Below are 18,851 nucleotides of genomic sequence, written 5' to 3'. Positions count from 1 at the left end.
CAAGCTAGGGTGGAGCCGTCCGCTTTCCGTGTCCGTCTCCCCTCCGAGGAGCCCCACCGATGCGCCGTCCCCTCCCCCTCCTGCTCACCGCGCTGGCCCTGGCCCTGGTGGGTTGTGAGAAGAAGTCCGCCCCGGCCCCCGCGCCCGCGCCCGCCACGCAAGCAGGTGGCGCCACCACGGCCCCGCCGGGGCCTCCGCCCGCGGGCAGCATCCTCATTGGCGAGGTGGGCAGCCTCACCGGCTCCGAGGCCACCTTCGGCGTCTCCGCGCGCAACGGCATCGACCTGGCGCTGCAGGAGGCCAACGCCGCGGGCGGCGTGCGCGGCCAGAAGCTGGTGGTGCGCGTCTACGACAGCCAGGGCCGGCCGGAGGAAGGCGCCCAGGCCGCGACGCGGCTCATCGCGCAGGACAAGGTGGTGGCGCTGTTGGGTGAGGCCGCGTCGTCCGTGTCCATGGCCATGGCGGACAAGGCGCAGGCGGGCAAGGTGCCCATGATTACGCCCACCTCCACCAGCCCGGAGGTGACGAAGAAGGGCGACTACATCTTCCGCGTCTGCTTCATCGACCCGTTCCAGGGCCTGGTGATGGCGAAGTTCGCGCGGGAGAACCTGAAGCTCAACAAGGTGGCGGTGCTCACCGACAACAAGAGCGCCTTCTCCGTGGGCCTGGCGGACGTCTTCAACCAGAAGTTCAAGGAGTTCGGCGGCACCATCGCCGGCAACGAGAGCTACTCCAAGGGCGACACGGACTTCCGCGCGCAGCTCACGTCCATCAAGAACATGAAGCCGGAGGCGGTGTTCGTCCCGGGCTACTACACGGACGTGGGCATCATCGCGCGGCAGGCGCGCGAGGTGGGCCTGCGCGTGCCGCTGCTGGGCGGTGACGGCTGGGACTCCGACAAGCTGTACGAGCTGGGCGGCTCCGCGCTGGAGGGCAGCTACTTCTCCAACCACTACTCGCCGGACAACCCGGACCCCGTCGTCCAGAACTTCCTCAAGAAGTACAAGGCCGCCTACGGCAGCGTGCCGGACAGCGTGGCGGTGCTGGCGTACGACGCCGCGCGCCTGCTGGTGGATGCGATGAAGCGCGCGCCGGACACGTCAGGCCCCGCGCTGCGGGACGCCATCGCGGCCACGAAGGACTTCCCGGGCGTGGCGGGCACCATCAACCTGGACGCCAACCGCGACGCGGTGAAGCAGGCCGTGGTGATGAAGGTGGAGGGCGGCAAGGCGGTGTTCGTCACCACCGTGAAGCCGTAGCTCGCCGTCCACGCCAGCCGCCCGTCCCCGACCGTCAGGGGATGGGCGACTGGATGATGTAGTAGATGGACTGGAAGTAGGTGTTGAGGGCCCGCATCAGCTGGATGAGGAACGGCCAGCTCAGCACGGTGAAGCCGAAGAACGCCGCCGTGATGACGCCGTACTCCGACATGGCCTGCCCGCGCTGCAGGGCCTGCTTCAGGCTAGTGCGCGTCTTCATGGGGCGCCTCCATCGTCGTGCCGCCGCCGCCCTTCTTGCCGTTGCGGCACTGGTCCACGCACTTGTCCTTCGCCTGGCCGGCGACCTTCGTGCAGTAGGGCTGCGCGTTCTTCGCCTTCTCCTTGCACACCTTCTCGAACCTCACCTTGTCCTCCGCGCAGCGGCGCTCGCAGCTGACGCCAGCGAAGGCCTGGGGGGCCCACAGCAGCGCGCCCACGCCCAGGGACAGGGTCAGGACCTGCTTCTTGAAACGGCTCATCGTTCGCTCTCCACGCGCGCGACTCATGGCGCGCCCTGGGCCCGCATCAGGGACAGGTGGAAGTCCACCGACTGCTGCGCGGCAGGTTGCCTCAAGGTGGCCTGTCCGCGCAGCCCCGTGCGCGTCAGGCTCAGCTGGGTCTCCTGGAAGGCCTCCTGACGGGCCTCCTCCACGCTCCAGCCCTGGTCGCGCAGCTGCGCGCGGTAGGCCTGCTCCGCTTCGGAGAGCGTGGTGTCGAGCAGCCGGCCCGACACGGTGATGTTGGTGGCGCCCTCCATCCGCAGGGACAGGGACGCCACGTCCTGCAGGCCCCGGGGCACCGGGACGCCGGCGGGCACCCGGCCCGCGCGCTCCAGGTAGTTGCGCATGCGCGCCGAGGAGACGAAGACGAGGGTTTCGCCGCCCTGGTGCAGCGTGGACATCAGCCGCACCTCGTCGTCCTTGGGGACCCAGTAGCCCACGTAGCCGGCGTTGTCGTTGAAGCGCACGCCCACCACGGGCAGGCCTTCATCCAGGAGGAACTTGCGGTAGTGCTGCAGCACCTGGTCCGACGAGTCCTGCGTGGAGAACCACGCCACCGCGATGGGCGTGTCCGGCCCCAGGTAGTCCGCGGACAGCGCCTCCGGGCGGCCGCCGTTGGGATAGGGCGGGAAGTACGACAGCGTGCGCGCCAGGATGGCCTCGTCCCGCTTGGAGCGCGTGGGGCCGCTCTGCGCCGCCGCCGCCTCCTGGTCCAGCTCGTCCGCGGCGGCCTCCGCCCGCTCCAGCTCCGTGCGGGCGCCCCCGTAGCGCGCCTCCTCCATGCCCATGCCGATGACGATGCCCGCCACCGCCACCGACACCAGCACCGCGGCGGTGCGGAAGGCGGGATGCGAGGACAGCTCCTTCAGCACGACTCCGGATCCTTGCACCCCATGTACCACTCGCCGCGCTGCCCGTGCTTGTAGGTGTCCTGGTTCTTGTCGTTGTCCCAGTCACGCCACTCCTGGTTGAAGTAGCGGGTGCTGCCCTCCTGGTCCACGGTGTTGGCCGGGGTCTGCATGTTGGCCAGGTGCGGGTGGATGGACACGTACGGGTTGTTGGGCGAGTCCTCGAACATGTACAGCATGGTGCCGTCCAGCAGGTCCTCCGTCAGCGCCTGGCGGAACCGCAGGAAGCTCTGCTTCATGAGCGCGCCGCTGCTGACGTTCGAGTACACGTAGTCCGCGCGCTCGTAGAACTCACCGCTGGAGTCCGACGGGGAGATGTCCGCGTCCTCCGTCAGCGCCCAGGTGTCGGTGATGATGCTCATGCGCTGTTCCTTGAGGAAGTACGCATTGCCGCCGATGCCGTTGTCACCCGTGCCCAGCTTGGAGTTCGCGTGGACGTCCCCCTCGCCCTTCCAGTTCTTCTTGGTCAGCTCCTTCTTGCTGAACTCCGGCAGGAACTGCTCGGGCAGCAGGTAGTTCTCCACCACCGCGCGGGCGGAGCACTCGATGTAGCCGCCGTTGGTGAACTGGCCCTGGTACTGGCCGGCCAGGCCGCCCAGCGACGCCGCGCCGGTGTCCGGCGCCTCGCACGTCACCTGCTTGGCCTTGTCGTTCATCCAGCACACGTGGGCGACGACCGCCAGGTGGTGGTCCAGGTCCTCGCAGTCCGCGTAGTTGCTGCCGGACATGACGTCCGGCCGGTCGATGCCGGACTCGTGGTCGCAGTAGGTGAGGCGGGCGTTGTGCTGCACGTTGGAGCTGCCGCCCTGGGGGCCGGTGCCCCCGCCGCCGCTCTGCTTGAGCGCCTTGGTGTAGTCCTGCGTGGTGAAGTCCCAGATGGTCGTCACCGCGGCCTCCTGGGCATCCAGCGAGTAGCGCAGGAGGTCGTCCAGGAAGAGCGCGTACATGAAGATGGGGATGAGGACGATCATCGAGAGCGCCATCTCCACGGAGGCGGCGCCCCGGCCGCGGCGGGAGGGCGGATACCGAGCGCTCATAGGGCCAGGTCCTTGGCGCCGGCGAGGTCAGCGGCGTCGCCGTTGCCGGCGCGGTTGAGCACCTTCGCGGCCTCCTGGGCGGTGAACGGGTGCAGCTTCACGCGCCAGTAGGGGTTGAAGAGGCCCGGGGCCTCCTTCCAGCCGTTGGGGCCCAGGCGGTGGTAGTAGACGAGCGCCTTGGAGAGCGCCGCGCCCTCGCCGGGCGCGAGCTGCAGCTTGCCGGAGCCCTGGGCGCCGTGCGTGAGCGTGAAGGAGCCGCTGCCGTTGAGCTCCCAGGGCGCCTTCTTCGGGTCACCCACGAAGAACTGCTTGGTGACGTAGCTGTAGACGTGCGGCTGGCCCCAGTCCGTGTCGGGGCTGTCGTCCGCGCGGAACTTCATGAAGCAGTTGCCGCTGCTCGAGCAGGACATCAGGTCCTTGGTGTTGATGCCCTTGAACTCGTCGTGCTGGCCGGAGTGGGCGCCGGAGGGCTCGTGGCTGCCGCCATTCTCGCTGCTCTCCACCAGGGCCTTGTACGTGCCCACGCCGAAGCCGTGGCGCCACTGCGAGATGAGGGTGCCGTGCTCGTCCGCGACGACGACCTTGCCCTCGTTGCCGGTGACCTGGCCGGGGCCGTGGATGTTGCTCTTGGTCTGGGCGACCTTGGCCGTGCCCTGGTGCCCCACGACCATGTGCGTGCCCTCCTGGGGGATGTCCTTGAGCAGTTCCTTGATGAAGTCGCTTTTGAAGTAGGTGGGCAGCCCGTTCATGATGACGGGCAGGCTGCGGTTGGCGGCCCAGCCGGGGCGCGAGGCGTTGGAGATCTCCGTCATCACCTGGGCGCGCGCCTTGTTGCTGGAGCCCTGGCGCTGGCAGTTCATGCCGTCCACCGCGCAGTCGAACTCCTCCGCGTTGAGCCCGCCCACGGATGAGTCGAGCGAGTTGGCGCCGGGGACGTTGTAGTCGGTCAGCCTCGACAGATCCGCGGACTGTCCGCTGCGCACGGCGTTGCGCGCCTTGCTGTGAGCGGACTTCTGCGATGCATGGATGTCGTTGGCCATCTTGTTCAGGTCCTGGATGACCTTGTTGAACTTCTCCTCCACATCCTTGACCTTGGAGTCGTAGTCGCTGGCCTTGGAGCTGTAGTCCATGGCGATCATCACCGCTTCCAGCGCGTCGAAGCAGTGCTGGAAGTTGTAGGGCGGGCACTGCGCCACCTCCAGGGCCGCGACGATGAAGAAGCTCATCATGCCGGCGCGCATCATGTCGCCCGTGGCGCTGGCGGCGGCCATGTAGCCGTGCGCGGACGTCATGCCCACGTAGGCGGACGCGATGGCCCGGTTGCTGGCCGCGTAGTAGTTGAGCGCGCGCGCCTCCACGACGCCCATGGAGTAGGCGAGCGCGTCGCTGTGCTGCTGCAGGCTCATCTTCTCCCGCAGGGCGTGGCTCAGGTTGAAGCTCAGCGTCGTCATCAGCGCGAGCAGGAGGAACGACAGACACGCGAGCACCAGGGCCTGGCCCCGATGGCCGCGCTTGGGCCGGGAGGCGGACCTCACGGTTCGAACGGGAAGATGCATTCGTTCTCCTCCGGAAGTTCCTTCTGGGTGAGGTAGAGATTGGAGTGCATCCGCATGATGTACGTGGCGCGGATGGGCAGGATGTAGAGCTTGTTGTCCGCGGCGGAGTCGTACTTGGACATCTTCTTGACGATGAACTCGTCGCGGTCCGAGTCCTTGCCCAGCCGCAGGACGTACGGCAGGTCCCGGCCGCGCGCGATGTTGTAGATGACGACGTCCGCGAACGGGATGGGCAGGCGGTAGTTGAACGTCACCTGGACGCTCAGCTTGGTGCGCAGGCTGTCCGCCCAGCCCTGGTCTCCGGAGGCGACCTTCGGATCATCGAAGTCCATCTCCTTGTTGCCGTGGGAGCCGGAGCCCATGTCCCCCTTGAGGGGGCCACAGATGGTGACCTCCGCGAACTTCAGGCCGGAGGCGTCGTTCATCTTGTTCTTGGAGATGTCCCCGGACTCGAACTTGGACTTGAAGTCACCGGCGCTGGTGATGGGCTTGATGATCTCCGCGCCCCCGCTGGCGGCCGTGCTCACCATGGGCAGCAGCACCGCCAGGGCCGCCTTCTCCATGGTGGGGATGTCCGCGTTGTGCAGGGAGCCGGCGCGCACGGCCTTGTAGGCCGCGTACTTCGTCAGGAGCCGGGCCTGGTGCATCAGCCCCAGCTGGAGCGTGCCCAGCAACATGAACACGAACAGGGGCAAGACGATGGCCGTCTCCACCGCCGCCTGGCCTGATTCGCTCCCGCGCCTCATGCTTCGCCCCTGTACTGAAAATACCCCAAGGTGGGAGTCTTCCCGACCCATTGTGCCGCTACCATACCGCCCGTAGGTTCCCCGGGAATCGGCCAAGTGGCCGGGAACGCAGGCCCGGCCTCCGGGCTTGCGGACATTATCGGGCCGGCCGGGGTCCAGGGTGCTTGACGCTGTGCGTATGCCATGGTTGGCACGGGCATTCGCGTTGAGCGCAGGGAGACGAATCGCATGAACTGGCACATGGCGAAGCGAATGGGCGTGGTGCTGGCGGTGGCGTTGCTGGCGGCCTGCAGTGACGACGGCGAGGGGGGCGGCCCGGACGGCGGCACCACCTCCGACGGGGGCACCAACACCCGCAAGTCCCTGGGGCCGGGCCTGGGCTTTTCGAAGGAGGACCCGACGGGGCAGCCCTTCACGCTGCCGCCGGGGCTGACGCTGGAGAACCCCATCATCGCCTACTCGCCGGAGGACCCGGTGGACTGCGACGACAAGTACTCGGACGAGGCCAATGGCTCCGGCGAGGAGGTGCGGGTGTGCCTCATCTTCAACAACACCACGAACGCGCCCATCACCGTGACGCTGCCGCCGGGGCTCGTCCTCGTGTCGACCAACGACGACGTGCAGAACGGCATCACCGTGCAGACCGTCACCATCGAGGTGCCGCCGGGTGAGCGCTACTTCGCCCCGATGTTCGCCTACTGCGCCAACGAGGACCGGTCCACGACGGGCCTGGACGACCGGTACGTGCTGGGCCCCACCGTCCAGTACAAGGACTTCCAGGAGGTGTTCTCGCTCCTGGCGGGCAAGCAGCTCTCGCGTGAAAAAGCCGCTCGCGTCCAGGGCGTGGTCCACAACGTGTCCCAGGGCCTGGGGCTCTCCGCGGCCGACCGCTCCATCCTGCAGAGCCTGTAGCCCCGCACCGCGGCCTTTCGTCCGGCGGGGACTCACCTCCGCCGGGCGATCTCCTGGATGAGCGCCACGTAGCGGCGCTGCTGGGGGTTCAGCTTGAAGGCCTTGCGCAGGGCGTCCTCCGCGAGCGCCCACTGGCCCTCGCCGCGGGCCACGTCTCCCAGGAAGGCCCAGCCCTCCTCCAGGCCGGGCTCCTGGCGCACCAGCTCCTGGAGCTCCTGGAGCGCGAGCCGGCCGTGCGCCTCCGGCTTCATGAGGTAGCGCGCCCAGGCGCGGTGGGCCTGGTGCAGCGGCCGGGGGTCGATGTCGCAGGCGTATTCGAAGTACTCGAAGGCGCCCGCGAAGTTGCGCGCCTCCAGGCGCCGCTTGCCCTCGTCGAACTGGGTGGTGGCGTCCAGCAGGTCCGTGCGGATGCGGAACTGCTCCGCGGTGGAGGGCCGGCCGGTGTTGTTGCGCGCCTTCTCCCGCTGGGCCTGCCGGCGCTTCTTCCACAGCGCGTTCTGCTCCGGCTCCGACAGCGCGCCGTAGGCCCGCGCGTACGCGGCCAGCATCCCTTCCGCCTTCTCCTTCAGCTCCGCGGTGTGGAAGCGCAGCGGGGCGAAGCGGTCCGCGGCGGCGAGGAACGCCTTGCGCAGCGCCACCGGCTGCACGTCCTCCGGCACGTCCAGCAGCGCGAACGGATCCAGGCCGCGGTGGTTGAGGAACGCGCCCACCAGCGCGTTGCGCGCGGCCTCGTCCTCGTCCGAGAAGGGCGTGCCGGACGGCGCCTGGGACGGCACGGGCACCGGCGTGGGGACGGGCTCCGGCACGTGGGCGGGGACGGCGGGGGCCCGCTGGGCCAGCTCCTGCGCCCGCGCGTCCACGTCCTCCACGAAGCCCGCCACGCCCAGGAGGCACAGCGCGTAGAGCCGGCGCAGCACGGAGTCCATGTCGAAGCCGGTGCGCTCCAGCAGCTCGTTGAAGGTGGGCCGCTGGCGCAGGGCCTGGAACAGGCGCGCGTCCTTGGAGGACAGCTTGGGGGCGGACTCCACGCCGGGCAGCTGGCCGAAGCGGCGGTCGTCGGTGAAGGTGAAGTGCGTGGCGACGGTGTCGAAGGGCAGCTGCGTGGAGACGCCGGTGAGGATGAGCTGCGCGGTGTTGGCGCGCACGGTGGCGTCCGGGGGCTCCACGTCCGCGATGAGGCGGTACTTCGCGTCCGTCCAGCGGAAGCAGTCCAGGAGCTTGTGCGCCAGGTTCGCCTGGAGCTGCTTGTAGAGGTCGAAGGGGCTGATGAGCCCCTTCTGCACGAGCAGCGCGCCCAGCTGCAGGCCCGAGGACACGCTCTCCGCCAGGGCCTTCTGGTAGTCGCCTTCCGTCAGGCGGCCCTTCTCCACCAGGTACTTGCCCAGCGTCTCGTGCAGGAGGTTGGAGTGGCACGCCACCGGCGCGCCGTCCTCGAAGGTGATGCGCTTCTCGCGCTGGCGCACCTTGAGCTCCAGCGTGCAGGTGCGCTCCTCCACCATCAGCGCGTGCAGGAGCAGCGGGAAGGGCGTGTCGGCCAGCATGCCCTCGCGCTGGCGCAGCACCTGGGACGGCGGGGGGAACATGCGCGGAAAGCCTGGAACCCTTCTCGCCTGGCGGAGGCCGTCAGGGGCGGGCTTCGCGCGGGCTACTCCGCGTCGTCGCCGCCCAGGTCATCCGCTGCGTAGGGCTCATCATAGTAGGAGCCGTAGGGGCCCGGGGCCGTGTCGTGCGTGGGCAGGTAGCGGGTCAGGTACGCCCCCACGCCCATCATCACCAGGGCCACGGCGGCGTACGTGAGGGGGCGGGACGGGCGCGCCCGGTACGCCCACCAGCGGTCTCGGCGCTTCTGGAAGCGGGGGGCGAGGGCGTACTCGCGCCAGGCGGCGTCGCGGGCCTCCTTCGCCTCCACGTCCAGCCCCAGCTTGTCCAGCACGCGGGACAGGAGCACGCGCCCCTCGACGGAGCCCTGGCGCACCTGGAGGAAGCGCTCCAGGGCCTCTTGCGCGCCCTTCAGCTCGCCGCGCTGGAGGCGGAAGCGGCCGCGCTCCAGGTCGATGGAGCCCTGGCGGTAGTCGGCGTCCAGGCGCTCGGCCTCGGTGAGCAGCAGCTCGCCCCGGGGGGCGTCGCCCGCGCCCAGGTAGGCCACGCCCAAGAGGTAGAGGGTGTCCACGTCGTCGTCGCCCGCGTCCAGGTTGGGGCGCAGGAGGTCCACCGCCTCCTGGTAGCGCTTCTGGCCCAGGCGGATGTCCGCCAGCTCCGCGCGGGCGCGGCGGTCGTGGGTGTTGGTGAGGATGGTGCCCGCGAGCTCGCCCGCGCGCTGCCACCGCTTGAAGGCGCGCATGGGGCTGGGGAACAGCTGGAGCGTGAAGCGGTCCGCGGCGAACAGCAGCACGGCGAGCAGCGCCAGCGACAGCAGCGGGCTGCCCGTCAGCATCGTGAGGCCCATCCACATGAACCACTTGGTCAGCACGGTCGAGTCGTCCTTCCTGGTGTCGCCTACAGCAGCCGCGCGCAGATGGCGCTGTGCACGTCCGCCCCCCGCTCCGTCAGGGCCAGCCTGCGGCCGTGGCGTGTGGCGAAGCCGTGGGCCACCAGCCGCTCCACTTCCGCGCGCCGGGGCTCCACGGGCTGGCCGTATCGCTCACAGACGGCCTCCCAGTCCACCCCCGACACCAGACGCAGGCCCATGCTCAGCCGCTCGGCGAAGAGCTCCTCGGGGCCCAGGTCCTCGCGGGAAGCTTCCGGCAGCCTCCCCTCCTCCACCGTGCGCAGGTAGGCCTCCGGACTCCGGAGGTTCACGTAGCGGTGGGCCTGGGGGGACAGCAGCATGCCGGTGGCGCCCACGCCCAGCGCCAGGTACTCGCCGCCGGTCCAGTACAGCGCGTTGTGCCGGGAGCTGAGGCCTTCGCGCGCGTGGTTGGACACCTCGTAGCGGGTGAGGCCGTGGGCGCCGTACACGTCGCGCACCACGCGGGCCATGGCCACCACGTCGTCGTCCTCCGGCAGGGAGAGCTCGCCGCGCTCCAGCTGCTTGGACAGCGGCGTGGACTCCGCCAGCACCTCGCGCTCCACCGTCAGCGCGTAGGTGGACAGGTGCTCGGGCGCAAGCGCCACCGCGCGGAGAGCGTCCGCCTCCACCTGCGCGAGCGTCTGGCCGTGCACGCCGTAGATGAAGTCCAGCGCCACCACGGGGAAGCCCGCCTTGCGCGCCGCCGCCACCGCGCCGTCCACCATGGCCGCGTCGTGCGCGCGGCCCAGCGCCTTCAGCGTCTCCGGCTGGAAGGACTGCACGCCCAGGGACAGGCGGTTGATGCCCGCGGCGCGGTAGCCGGCGAAGCGCTCCGCGTCCGCGCGCTCCGGGTTGCCCTCCAGCGACACCTCCAGCCCGGGGGCGAGCGACAGGCGCGCGGCGATGCCCTCCAGCACGCGCGCCACGTAGCGGGGGTGCCACAGGGACGGCGTGCCGCCGCCCAGGAAGAGGGACTCCAGCGGCCTGGTGCGCAGCGACGGGTCCGCGGCCAGGCGCGCGTCCAGCTCCGCCAGCACGGCGTTGGCGTAGCGCTCCTCCGGCACCTGGCGCGCGACCGCCACCGCGAAGTCGCAGTAGGGGCACTTGGCCAGGCAGTAGGGGAAGTGCAGGTAGAGCCCGAAGCGGGCTGCCTGCATGCCCGTCAGGGGGTCCGTGGGCGCGGCGAAGGACATGAAGGTCCAACCTCTACTTCAGGGCCTTCAATTGCGCTTCCAGCCGCGCCACCTTCGCCTTGGTGCTGGCAGCCGATTCGAGCGCTGCCTCGGCCGCCATCAGCTTGCGCTTCATGGAGGCCACGTCCGCCTTGAGCTGGTCGCGTTCGGCGACCACGTCCGAGGACGCACCCGCGCCCGAGGCAGGGGCCGCCGCGAGCTTCGCTTCGAGCGCCTGACGCGCCGCCTGCTCCGCTTCGAGCGCGGCGCGGAGCTCCTCGAGCTGCACCTCCAGCGCCGCCTTCACGCCCTGCTCCTCCAGGAGCGTGACGTCGGACTGCGCGAGCTTCGCTTCGAGCGCGGCCTTCGCGGCGTCCAGGTCCTTCACGCGGGCCGCCTGGGCCTCGGCGGCGCGCCGCTTGGACTCGGAGGCCTCCAGCGCGCCCTCCACCATCTTCACGCGCTGCTGGAGCCGGTCCACCTTGTCCGCTTCCGCGCGGGCGGCCTCCAGCTGTTCGTTGAGCGCCGCCAGCTCCTCGCGCTGGCCGTCATGTCCGGAGCTCAGCGCCTCGGCGCGGCCCTCGGCCTCGGCGATCGCCAACCGCGCGTCCGCGGCCTCGGCCTCCACCGCCTCGCGGCGGGCGCGCTCCAGCGACAGCTCCTCCTGGGCCTTGGCGACCAGGGCCTGCTGGCGCTGCAGCTCCGCCTCGCGCTGGCCCGCGGCCGTCTCCAGCATGGACACGCGCGCGGAGTAGCCCACGCGCTCCGCCTGCGTGGTGGCGAGCTTGCGCTCCACGGCGGCGAGCTGCTCCTGGTGGGCCTCACGCTCGGACTGCACGGCCGTGGCCTGGGCGGTGAGCTCCGCCAGCTGGGCCTCCAGCGCCGCCACCTTCGCCTCGGCCGCGTGCACCCGGCCCTCGGCCTCCTGCACCGCCTCGCCGAGCGCCGCCGCGTCCGACTCCATCCGGTCGCGCAGCGAGACCTGCTCGACCTCCGCGGCCTCCAGCACCTCGCGCAGCGAGGCCAGCTCCGACTCGGCCATGCGCGCGCGGACTTCCGCCGCCTCGACCTCGGCGCGCACGGCTTCGCGCGCCTGGGCCACTTCGGCCTCCAGCTCGCGCACGCGCGACTGCGTCCGGACGGCCTCCGCGGCGCGGGCCTCCAGGGCGCTTCGGAGCGCGGGCAGCTCCGCGGCCTCCGCCGTGCGCGCGGTGAGCGCGGCGCGCAGGCCCACCGCGTCCGCGTCCTTCAGCGCGAGCGTGCGCTCCAGCTCCGTCACCTGCGTCTGGAGCGTCTTGAGCCCGTCCTCCACCACCGCGAGCTGCCGGCGCGCGGCGTCCCGCTCGCCCTCCATCACCTTCGCGTGGGCGTGCGCCTCCTCCAGCGAGCTGCGCGACCAGTCGCTCTCGCTCTCCAGGGCGCCCATCGCGCCCTTCGCCTCCGCGAGCGCCGTCTCCAGCTGGCTGATGTTCAGCGCCTGCGCGTCGCGCTCGGCGGTCAGCCGCTCCACGTCCGCGAGCACCGACTGGTACTGCTCCTGCACCGCCTCCAGCGCGCCCTGCGCCTCGGACTTGCCGGAGGCCAGCTCCGCCACGCGGTCCTGCGCGAGCCCCAGCGCCTCCTTCGCGCCGACCAGCTCCTCCGCCATCGCCCCGCGCGACTCACGCTCGGCGTGCAGCTCCTCCGTCAGCCGGGGGATCTCCGACTCCACCTCCGCCAGCGCGCGGGAGAGGTCCTTGCGGTCCGCCTCCGACGCGGCGAGCTCCGCCTCCAGCGAGGCGACCTTCGCCTGGGCCAGCTGCAGGCGCTGCTCGTCCTGCGGCGAGCGCCCCGGAGCGCCCGCGCCGCCACCTTCCTTGCGCGCCTTCTCCAGCGCGGCCTTCAGCTGCGTCACCTCGCCCTCGCGCTCGGCGTACAGCGCGCGCGCCCGGGCCAGGGTCTCCGTCTTCTGCTTCAGGATGCCCCGGAAGAACTCCAGCTTGTCCTCCGGCGAGCCGCCCATGGGCAGCCGGGGCTCGGCGGGCTCCGCGAAGGGGTCTCCCTTGCCGGGGCTGCGCGCCGCGGCCGCGGGGGACGGCGGCGTGGTCGTGGGTAACCCGCCCCCGGCGATGGGCGCGGGGGTCGCGGGCACCCGGGCGGCCGGAGCGGCGGCGGGTCTGGCGGCCGGGTCAGCGGGCAAGCCTGCGGCGGGCCGGCGGGGCGGCAGGGGGGGAGGCGCGGAGGGGGGAGGCTTGGGAACCGTCAGGGGCCTGGTGAGCGCTGGGGCGGGCGCCGCCTCGGGGGCGTCGCCGTCATCCAGCAGTTCCTTCAGGTCCGCGAGCGGATCCGCCTCGTCCGGGGGAGACGGCATGTGCGCGTCCCAGGTTACCGGCCACGGGGGCTTTCCACCAGTTACGCGATGAGGGCCGCGCCGCTTCGCCTGCCTGGTGGGAGACAGGCGGCACGGTCCGCTCGACGTGGGAGGGGTGGGACGTTAGCCAATGGAGCAAACATCACACCTCGCCTTGCCTCCCTTGGAGAGGGCTGACAGCTTCGGACCACTTCTATGGCCATCCGCTACACCCTGCCCAACGGGCTCACCGTCGTCTTCGAGGAGCAGCACGCCGCCAAGGTCGCGGCCTTCCAGGTCTGGGTCAAGGCCGGCAGCGCGGACGAAAGGCCGGACCAGGCCGGGCTCGCCCACCTGCACGAGCACATGCTCTTCAAGGGCACGGAGCGCCGGGGCCCCGGTGAGATTGCCCGGGACATCGAGGCGCACGGCGGCGAAATCAACGCCTGGACGTCCTTCGACCAGACCGTCTACCACATCGTCATCGCCAGCCAGTTCGCCCGCACGGGCCTGGACATCCTGGGGGACGCGGTGCGCCGCTCCGCGTTCGACAAGGAGGAGCTGGCGCGCGAAATCGAGGTGGTGTGCGAGGAGATCAAGCGCAGCTACGACTCCCCGTCGCGCCGCGCGTCCCGCGGGCTGTTCACCGCCGCGTTCCAGACGCACCCCTACCGGCTGCCCGTCATCGGCACCGAGGAGAGCGTGCGCAGCTTCACCCGCGAGAAGGTGCTGGAGTTCTACCACCGGCACTACACGCCCAGGAACCTGGTGCTGTCCGTCGCGGGCGACCTGAACGAGGCGGAGCTGCGCCAGTGGGTGGATGAAATCTTCGGCGGTGACTGGGGCCGGCCCTACGCGGGAGCGGTGCAGCGCCCGCGCGACGCCGCGCCCACGGGCCGCCGCGTGCTCATCCAGACGGAGGACGTGAAGGAGGCCTACCTGCACCTGGCCTTCCCGATTCCGGAGCTGGAGCACCCGGACGTGCCCGCGCTGGACGTGCTGGCGATGATCGCCGGTCAGGGCAACTCGTCGTGGCTGGTGCGCGAGGTGAAGCGCCGCCAGCACCTGGTCAACGACGTGCACGCGTCCGCGTACACGCCCAAGGACCCGGGCATCTTCTCCGTGTCGCTGACGCTGCCGCCCGCGCAGGCGCAGAAGGCGCTCACGCAGACGGCGCGCGTGCTGGAGGCGCTGCGCACCACGGGCGTGCCCGAGGACGAGCTGCGCACGGTGCAGGCGGTGGTGGAGGCGGAGTCCGTCTACCGCAAGGAGACGGTGCAGGGCACCGCGCGCAACCTGGGCTCGTACCAGACGTCCCCCGGGGGCCTGGAGTCCGAGGCCCGCTACCTGGAGGACATCCGCAACCTGAAGCCGGAGGACCTGCGCCGCGTGGCCCAGAAGTACCTGCGGCTGGAGCACGCCATCGTCACCGCGCTGGTGCCTCCCGCCGCGGAGCTGACGGAGGCGCTCGTGCACGCCGCGCTGGACGAAGCGGCGAAGAGCCCCGGCCTCACGCCTCCGGAGCGCGCCGCCCGCCAGCCACCTCCGGAAGGCGCCGCGCGCCCGGCCCGGAGCGCCATCGCGTCCGCGCGCTCGGAGGTGGTGCAGGAGAAGCTGCCCTCCGGCGCGACGCTCGTCATCCGCGTGGAGCCGCACGTGCCGCTGTTCTCCATGCGCGCGGCGTTCATCGGAGGCACGCGCTACGAGACGCCCGAGGACAACGGCATCACCACGCTGCTCAGCCGCGCCCTCACCAAGGGCACCACGACGCTCAGCGCGGATGACATCAGCCACCTGTCGGACCTGTACGCGGGCAACGTCAGCGGCCAGGGCGGCCGCAACTCCGTGAGCCTGAAGGCGGACTTCCTGTCGCGCTACTTCGAGCCCGGCTTCCGGCTGTTCGCGGACGTGCTGCTCAACCCGGCCTTCCGCGAGGAGGAGGTCGCGCGCGAGCGCTCGCTGCTGCTCCAGGACATCCTCACCCGCGAGGACAAGCCGTCGAACCTGGCGTTCGAGCTGTTCTCGCGCACGCTCTACCAGGAGCACCCGTACCGGCTGTCGCTCGTGGGCGAGAAGGCGTCCGTGGAGGCGCTGGGGCCCGAGCAGCTGCGCGCGTACCACCGGGCGCACATGGATCCGTCGCGGATGACGCTCAGCGTGGTGGGCGACGTGGACGTGGACCAGGTGCGGGCGCTGGCGAACGAGTACTTCGGCCAGTCGCGCGGCGGGGCGGTGGCCCCGAAGCAGCTGAAGCCGGAGGCGCCTCCGTCCGCTCCGCGCACGGAGAAGAAGGTGCTGGCGCGCGCGCAGACGCACCTGGTGATGGGCTTCCAGGCGGCGCGGATGACGGACCCGTGGCGCGTGGTGCTGGACGTGCTGTCCACGGTGCTGTCGGGCCAGGGCGGGCGGCTCTTCATCGAGCTGCGCGACAAGCGCTCCATGGCCTACAGCGTGAGCAGCTTCTCCATGGACGGGTTGGACCCCGGCTACTTCGCCGTCTACATGGGCACGAGCCCGGAGAAGGTGGACGCGGCGGTGGAGGGCATGCGCCGCGAGCTGCAGCGCATCCGGGACGAGCCGATTCCGGACGCGGAGCTGGAGCGCGCCAAGCAGCACATCATCGGGGCGTACGAAATCGACCTGCAGCGCAACAGCGCCCGCGCGACGCTGCTGGCGCTGGACACCTGCTACGGCATCGGGCTGGACAACTTCCTGCACTACTCCGAGCGCGTGGCGAAGGTGACGGCGGCGGACGTGCAGGAGGTGGCCCGCCGGGTCATCGACTTCGACCGCGTGGTCACGGCCATCGTCGGGCCGTAAGGCGTCCCCTCCGCGAGCGTGGAAGCGTCACGACGACGGCGCTTCCACGCCGCACCGGGTGCGGTAGAAGGGGCGCCATGTCCCAGACCTACCTGTCACTCACCGTGGATATCGCGGAGGAAGCCTCCGAAATCCTTCAGGACCTCCTCCATGAGAGCGGCGCCCTGGGCCTGGAGGTCCGCGACGCGGAGACGCCCACCATGCCGGGCGTGCGCGCTCCCGTGAAGGGTGAGTCCATCGTCGTCGCCTACTTCGAGGACCGCGAGAGCGCGGAAGGCGCCCGCGACGCGGTGGCGGAGAGCCACCCCAACGCGCGCCTGTCCCTGGACGAGCAGCCCCAGCAGGACTGGAGCAACGAGTGGAAGTCGCTCATCAAGTCCGTGCAGGTGGGCCGCCTGTGGGTGGGTCCGCCCTGGGACGCCGCGAACGCGCCGGACGGCAAGGTGCGCATCGTCATCGAGCCGAAGATGGCCTTCGGCACGGGGGACCACCCCACCACGTCGCTGTGCCTGGCGGCGGTGGATGACTTCATGGCCACGCACCCGGGCGCGAGCGTCCTGGACGTGGGCACCGGCACGGGCGTGCTCGCCATCGCGGCGAAGAAGCTGGGCGCGGGCCACGTGGTGGGCACCGACAACGACCCCACCTCCGTGGAGCTGGCGAAGGAGAACTGCGCCGACAACCAGACGCCCGACCTGGACATCTCCGGGCGCGAGCTGACGGAGGTGCAGGGCACCTTCGACCTGGTGCTCGCGAACATCCTGGCGAACACGCTGATTGAGCTGGCGCCCCTCATCGTGCCCAAGGCGAAGGACCGGCTGGTGCTGGCGGGCGTGCTCGCGCACCAGCGCGTGGACGTGGAGGCCGCGTACCGCAAGCTCGGGTGCACCGTGCTGGAGGGCGCGCAGCAGGGCGAGTGGGTGCGCATCGACTTGAAGCGCTAGGAACAAGAGGGGGTCGGGCCGCGAACGTGAACGCTCGCCAACCCGACCCCATCTGGACTCGCGAGGCTTTCCCCCTTGACGTCAGGACCCCGCGAGTCCCGCCGTGTGCGGACTGCCCCTGGTGCAGTCCGCGTGCCTGCCGCCGTGTCCTGGAGGCCCCTCGGGCACCGGCTCGGGTTGTAGCGGGGCCGGTTACGAGAGGCGTGGCGCGTGTGACCTTCCGCGCTACAGCGAGCGGCTCCGGAGCTTCAGGCGAACGCGAGCGTTCCGGCCGCGCGCAGGGAGCCCACGACTTCGTTCCGCGTGGTGAGGAGGCGCGGCTCCGCGTGGTGCTCCAGGCCCGTCATGGGCAGGGACAGGCCCTGCTGCTGCGCGACGAGGCGCAGGACGGCGAGGAGCGCGGGCGGGGCGCAGCGGGCGTCGCCGTCCTCCACCTTGAGGGCCACGCCCAGGCGGGCCCGGGGCAGCGCGGCGCAATAGACGCCCTCCGCGCCAATCTTCACCACGGCCTCGCCCTGGAACGCGGTCATCAGCTCCGTGCACGCGCGTCCCTTGCCGCCCACGAGCTCCGGGTGCGCGAGCATGGCCTCGCGCAGGCGGCGCGCGGCGGGCGCCTCCGACACGCCGAAGCGGGCCCACGCGGTGGCCATGGCGCTGAGCGGCAGGCCGAAGCAGACGGCGAGGCAGCCATCCACGGCCTTCACCAGCGCGTCGCGCGGCAGGCCCGTCCACTTCGCGATCTCATCCTGGATGCGCTCCTGCACCGGGTGCCCATCGCTGGCGTAGCCTTCCACGTCCCAGCCGTGGTGCCGGGCCAATGCGAGCATCCCCGCGTGCTTGCCGGAGCAGTTGTTCCACCGGGGCGTCATCACCACGCCCGCCTTGAGCGCTTCCTCCGCGACGGAGGGCGACAGCGGCGGGTGCGGGCCGCACGCGAGGTGGCGCTCCTCGCAGCCGGACGCGCTCAGCATCTGCATGGCGAGGGCGCGGTGCATGGGCTCGCTGGAGTGGGACGCGCAAGAGAGCGCCAGCTCGCGCGGGCCGAAGCCGTAGCGGTCCGCCGCGCCGTCCTGCACCATCGGCAGCGACTGGAAGGGCTTCGCCGCCGAGCGCCAGAAGGTGACGCGCTCCGGGTCGCCCGCGTACGCGACGCGCGTGCCCTCCGCGCTCACCACCGCGACGGACACGGTGTGGAGGGATTCGACGAAGCCGGAGCGGGTGGACTCGATGACGAGGGTGGCCATGGGCGGTGGGCGCGCCATAGCAGGAACGGGACACGGCCGGGCGCCCCTGAATCGCGGAAAGGGAACCCCTGGACGCATGGAGGGCTATCCTCCGGGCGCCCTCCCCTTCAAGGAAGCCGCCGTGGTCCGCCTCTTCGTTCCCCTGCCCGACCCCGCCCCCGCCGACGTGACGCTCACGGGCGAGCGCCGCCACTACCTCGTCCACGTGCTGCGGCTGATGGACGGCGACGCGCTGGAGGTGTTCGACGGCAAGGGCCGCGCCTTCGAGGCGCGCGTCACGGGGCTGGACCCGGAGGCCGTGCGGCTGGTGCTGGGGGCCGTGCGCGTGACGCCGCCCGCGCGCGAGATGAGCGTGCTCCAGGGGCTGCCCAAGGGGGACAAGCTGGAGCTGGTGCTGCAGAAGGGCACCGAGCTGGGCGCCACCGCGTTCCATCCGGTGGCCACGGCGCGCAGCGTGGTGAAGCTGGAGCCGAAGCGCGCCGAGGAGCGCACGCAGCGGTGGGCCAAGATTGTCGAGGAGGCCGCCCGCCAGTGCCGCCGCGATGACGTGCCGCACGTGCACCCGCCCCGGCCGCTCCTGGACGCGGCGCGCTCGCTGACGCCGGGCACGCTGCTGCTGGTGCTGGACGAGGAGGAGTCCGCGGTGCCGCTGGGCGAGGCGTTCCGGAGCGTGGCGCCGGGGACGCCGGTGGCGCTGGTGATTGGCCCCGAGGGCGGGCTCGCGCGTGAGGAAGTGGACGGGCTGCGGGGGCTGGGGGCCCGGCCGGTGACGCTGGGCTCACGCATCCTGCGCACGGAGACGGCGGCGCTCGCGGCGCTCGCGGTGATGCAGCACCTGGACGGGTCGCTCGGGTAGCAGGCGGGCGGACGACCCCCTCTCGCATCCCAGGTCACGGATCCGTGTGGGCATTCCTA

General features: G+C 71.2%; 16 protein-coding genes. 5 read left to right on the top strand and 11 right to left on the bottom strand.

The genetic code is table 11. The features are described from left to right. Positions 1–59 precede the first annotated feature (59 nt). Positions 60–1,259 carry an ABC transporter substrate-binding protein gene (locus NR792_RS32795; protein WP_375756646.1) on the top strand — a complete coding sequence of 400 codons (1,200 nt, stop codon included), beginning with the start codon at positions 60–62 and terminating at the stop codon, positions 1,257–1,259. A 34-nt stretch (positions 1,260–1,293) separates the two neighbouring features. Here the strand turns inward: NR792_RS32795 and NR792_RS32790 are convergent, their stop codons facing one another. From NR792_RS32790 to NR792_RS32765, 6 genes are read right to left on the bottom strand one after another with little or no spacing between them, the layout of a single operon-like run. Then, positions 1,294–1,479 carry a hypothetical protein gene (locus tag NR792_RS32790; protein WP_375756645.1) on the bottom strand — a complete coding sequence of 62 codons (186 nt, stop codon included), beginning with the start codon at positions 1,477–1,479 and terminating at the stop codon, positions 1,294–1,296. Continuing rightward, positions 1,463–1,738, bottom strand: coding sequence for a hypothetical protein (locus NR792_RS32785; RefSeq protein ID WP_375756644.1), 276 nt, complete (start codon positions 1,736–1,738; stop codon positions 1,463–1,465). The genes NR792_RS32790 and NR792_RS32785 overlap by 17 nt, the downstream gene beginning before the upstream one ends. Before the next feature lie 23 nt (positions 1,739–1,761). Next, positions 1,762–2,631, bottom strand: coding sequence for a hypothetical protein (locus tag NR792_RS32780; protein ID WP_375756643.1), 870 nt, complete (start codon positions 2,629–2,631; stop codon positions 1,762–1,764). Continuing rightward, positions 2,625–3,704: a hypothetical protein gene (locus NR792_RS32775; RefSeq protein ID WP_375756642.1), complete on the bottom strand. Its 1,080-nt coding sequence runs from the start codon at positions 3,702–3,704 to the stop codon at positions 2,625–2,627. Before NR792_RS32775 ends, NR792_RS32780 begins: the two co-directional genes overlap by 7 nt. Further along, positions 3,701–5,239, bottom strand: coding sequence for a hypothetical protein (locus NR792_RS32770; RefSeq protein WP_375756641.1), 1,539 nt, complete (start codon positions 5,237–5,239; stop codon positions 3,701–3,703). The genes NR792_RS32775 and NR792_RS32770 overlap by 4 nt, the downstream gene beginning before the upstream one ends. Beyond that, a complete protein-coding gene (locus NR792_RS32765; protein ID WP_375756640.1) occupies positions 5,236–6,006 on the bottom strand; it encodes a TadE/TadG family type IV pilus assembly protein in 771 nt (256 codons plus the stop codon). Before NR792_RS32765 ends, NR792_RS32770 begins: the two co-directional genes overlap by 4 nt. 240 nt (positions 6,007–6,246) lie before the next feature. Between NR792_RS32765 and NR792_RS32760 the strand changes: the two genes are divergently transcribed. Continuing rightward, positions 6,247–6,918, top strand: coding sequence for a hypothetical protein (locus tag NR792_RS32760; protein ID WP_375756639.1), 672 nt, complete (start codon positions 6,247–6,249; stop codon positions 6,916–6,918). 32 nt (positions 6,919–6,950) lie between these two features. Here the strand turns inward: NR792_RS32760 and NR792_RS32755 are convergent, their stop codons facing one another. The 4 genes from NR792_RS32755 to NR792_RS32740 all read right to left on the bottom strand — a co-directional run bounded on the left by NR792_RS32755 (position 6,951) and on the right by NR792_RS32740 (position 12,949). Continuing rightward, complete coding sequence (locus NR792_RS32755) at positions 6,951–8,501, bottom strand: DUF4388 domain-containing protein (protein WP_375756638.1); 1,551 nt, start codon at positions 8,499–8,501, stop codon at positions 6,951–6,953. A gap of 62 nt (positions 8,502–8,563) precedes the next feature. Beyond that, positions 8,564–9,385 (bottom strand): tetratricopeptide repeat protein, encoded by an 822-nt coding sequence (locus NR792_RS32750; protein WP_375761734.1) that lies wholly within the window; start codon positions 9,383–9,385, stop codon positions 8,564–8,566. A 29-nt stretch (positions 9,386–9,414) separates the two neighbouring features. Beyond that, a complete protein-coding gene (gene hemW, locus NR792_RS32745) occupies positions 9,415–10,620 on the bottom strand; it encodes a radical SAM family heme chaperone HemW (RefSeq protein WP_375756637.1) in 1,206 nt (401 codons plus the stop codon). Between the two features lie 13 nt (positions 10,621–10,633). Further along, positions 10,634–12,949, bottom strand: a complete 2,316-nt coding sequence (locus NR792_RS32740) for a plectin 1 isoform 8 (RefSeq protein WP_375756636.1) — start codon at positions 12,947–12,949, stop codon at positions 10,634–10,636. Positions 12,950–13,144: 195 nt separating this feature from the next. On the opposite strand from NR792_RS32740, the gene NR792_RS32735 reads away from it, so the two are divergent. Together NR792_RS32735 and NR792_RS32730 are read left to right on the top strand one after the other, a co-directional pair. Beyond that, positions 13,145–15,748, top strand: coding sequence for a M16 family metallopeptidase (locus NR792_RS32735; RefSeq protein ID WP_375756635.1), 2,604 nt, complete (start codon positions 13,145–13,147; stop codon positions 15,746–15,748). Between the two features lie 77 nt (positions 15,749–15,825). Beyond that, positions 15,826–16,692, top strand: a complete 867-nt coding sequence (locus NR792_RS32730) for a 50S ribosomal protein L11 methyltransferase (protein ID WP_375756634.1) — start codon at positions 15,826–15,828, stop codon at positions 16,690–16,692. A 248-nt stretch (positions 16,693–16,940) separates the two neighbouring features. Here the strand turns inward: NR792_RS32730 and NR792_RS32725 are convergent, their stop codons facing one another. Further along, positions 16,941–17,936, bottom strand: coding sequence for an asparaginase (locus NR792_RS32725; protein WP_375756633.1), 996 nt, complete (start codon positions 17,934–17,936; stop codon positions 16,941–16,943). Positions 17,937–18,057: 121 nt separating this feature from the next. On the opposite strand from NR792_RS32725, the gene NR792_RS32720 reads away from it, so the two are divergent. Further along, complete coding sequence (locus tag NR792_RS32720) at positions 18,058–18,792, top strand: 16S rRNA (uracil(1498)-N(3))-methyltransferase (RefSeq protein WP_375761733.1); 735 nt, start codon at positions 18,058–18,060, stop codon at positions 18,790–18,792. The last annotated feature ends 59 nt before the right edge of the window (positions 18,793–18,851 follow it).

Origin of the sequence: Corallococcus exercitus, from assembly GCF_042231735.1 — a bacterium.
GTDB lineage: Bacteria > Myxococcota > Myxococcia > Myxococcales > Myxococcaceae > Corallococcus > Corallococcus exercitus_B.
The sequence above is the reverse complement of the archived record's forward strand: the minus strand, read 5'-3'. Positions and strand labels throughout refer to the sequence as shown.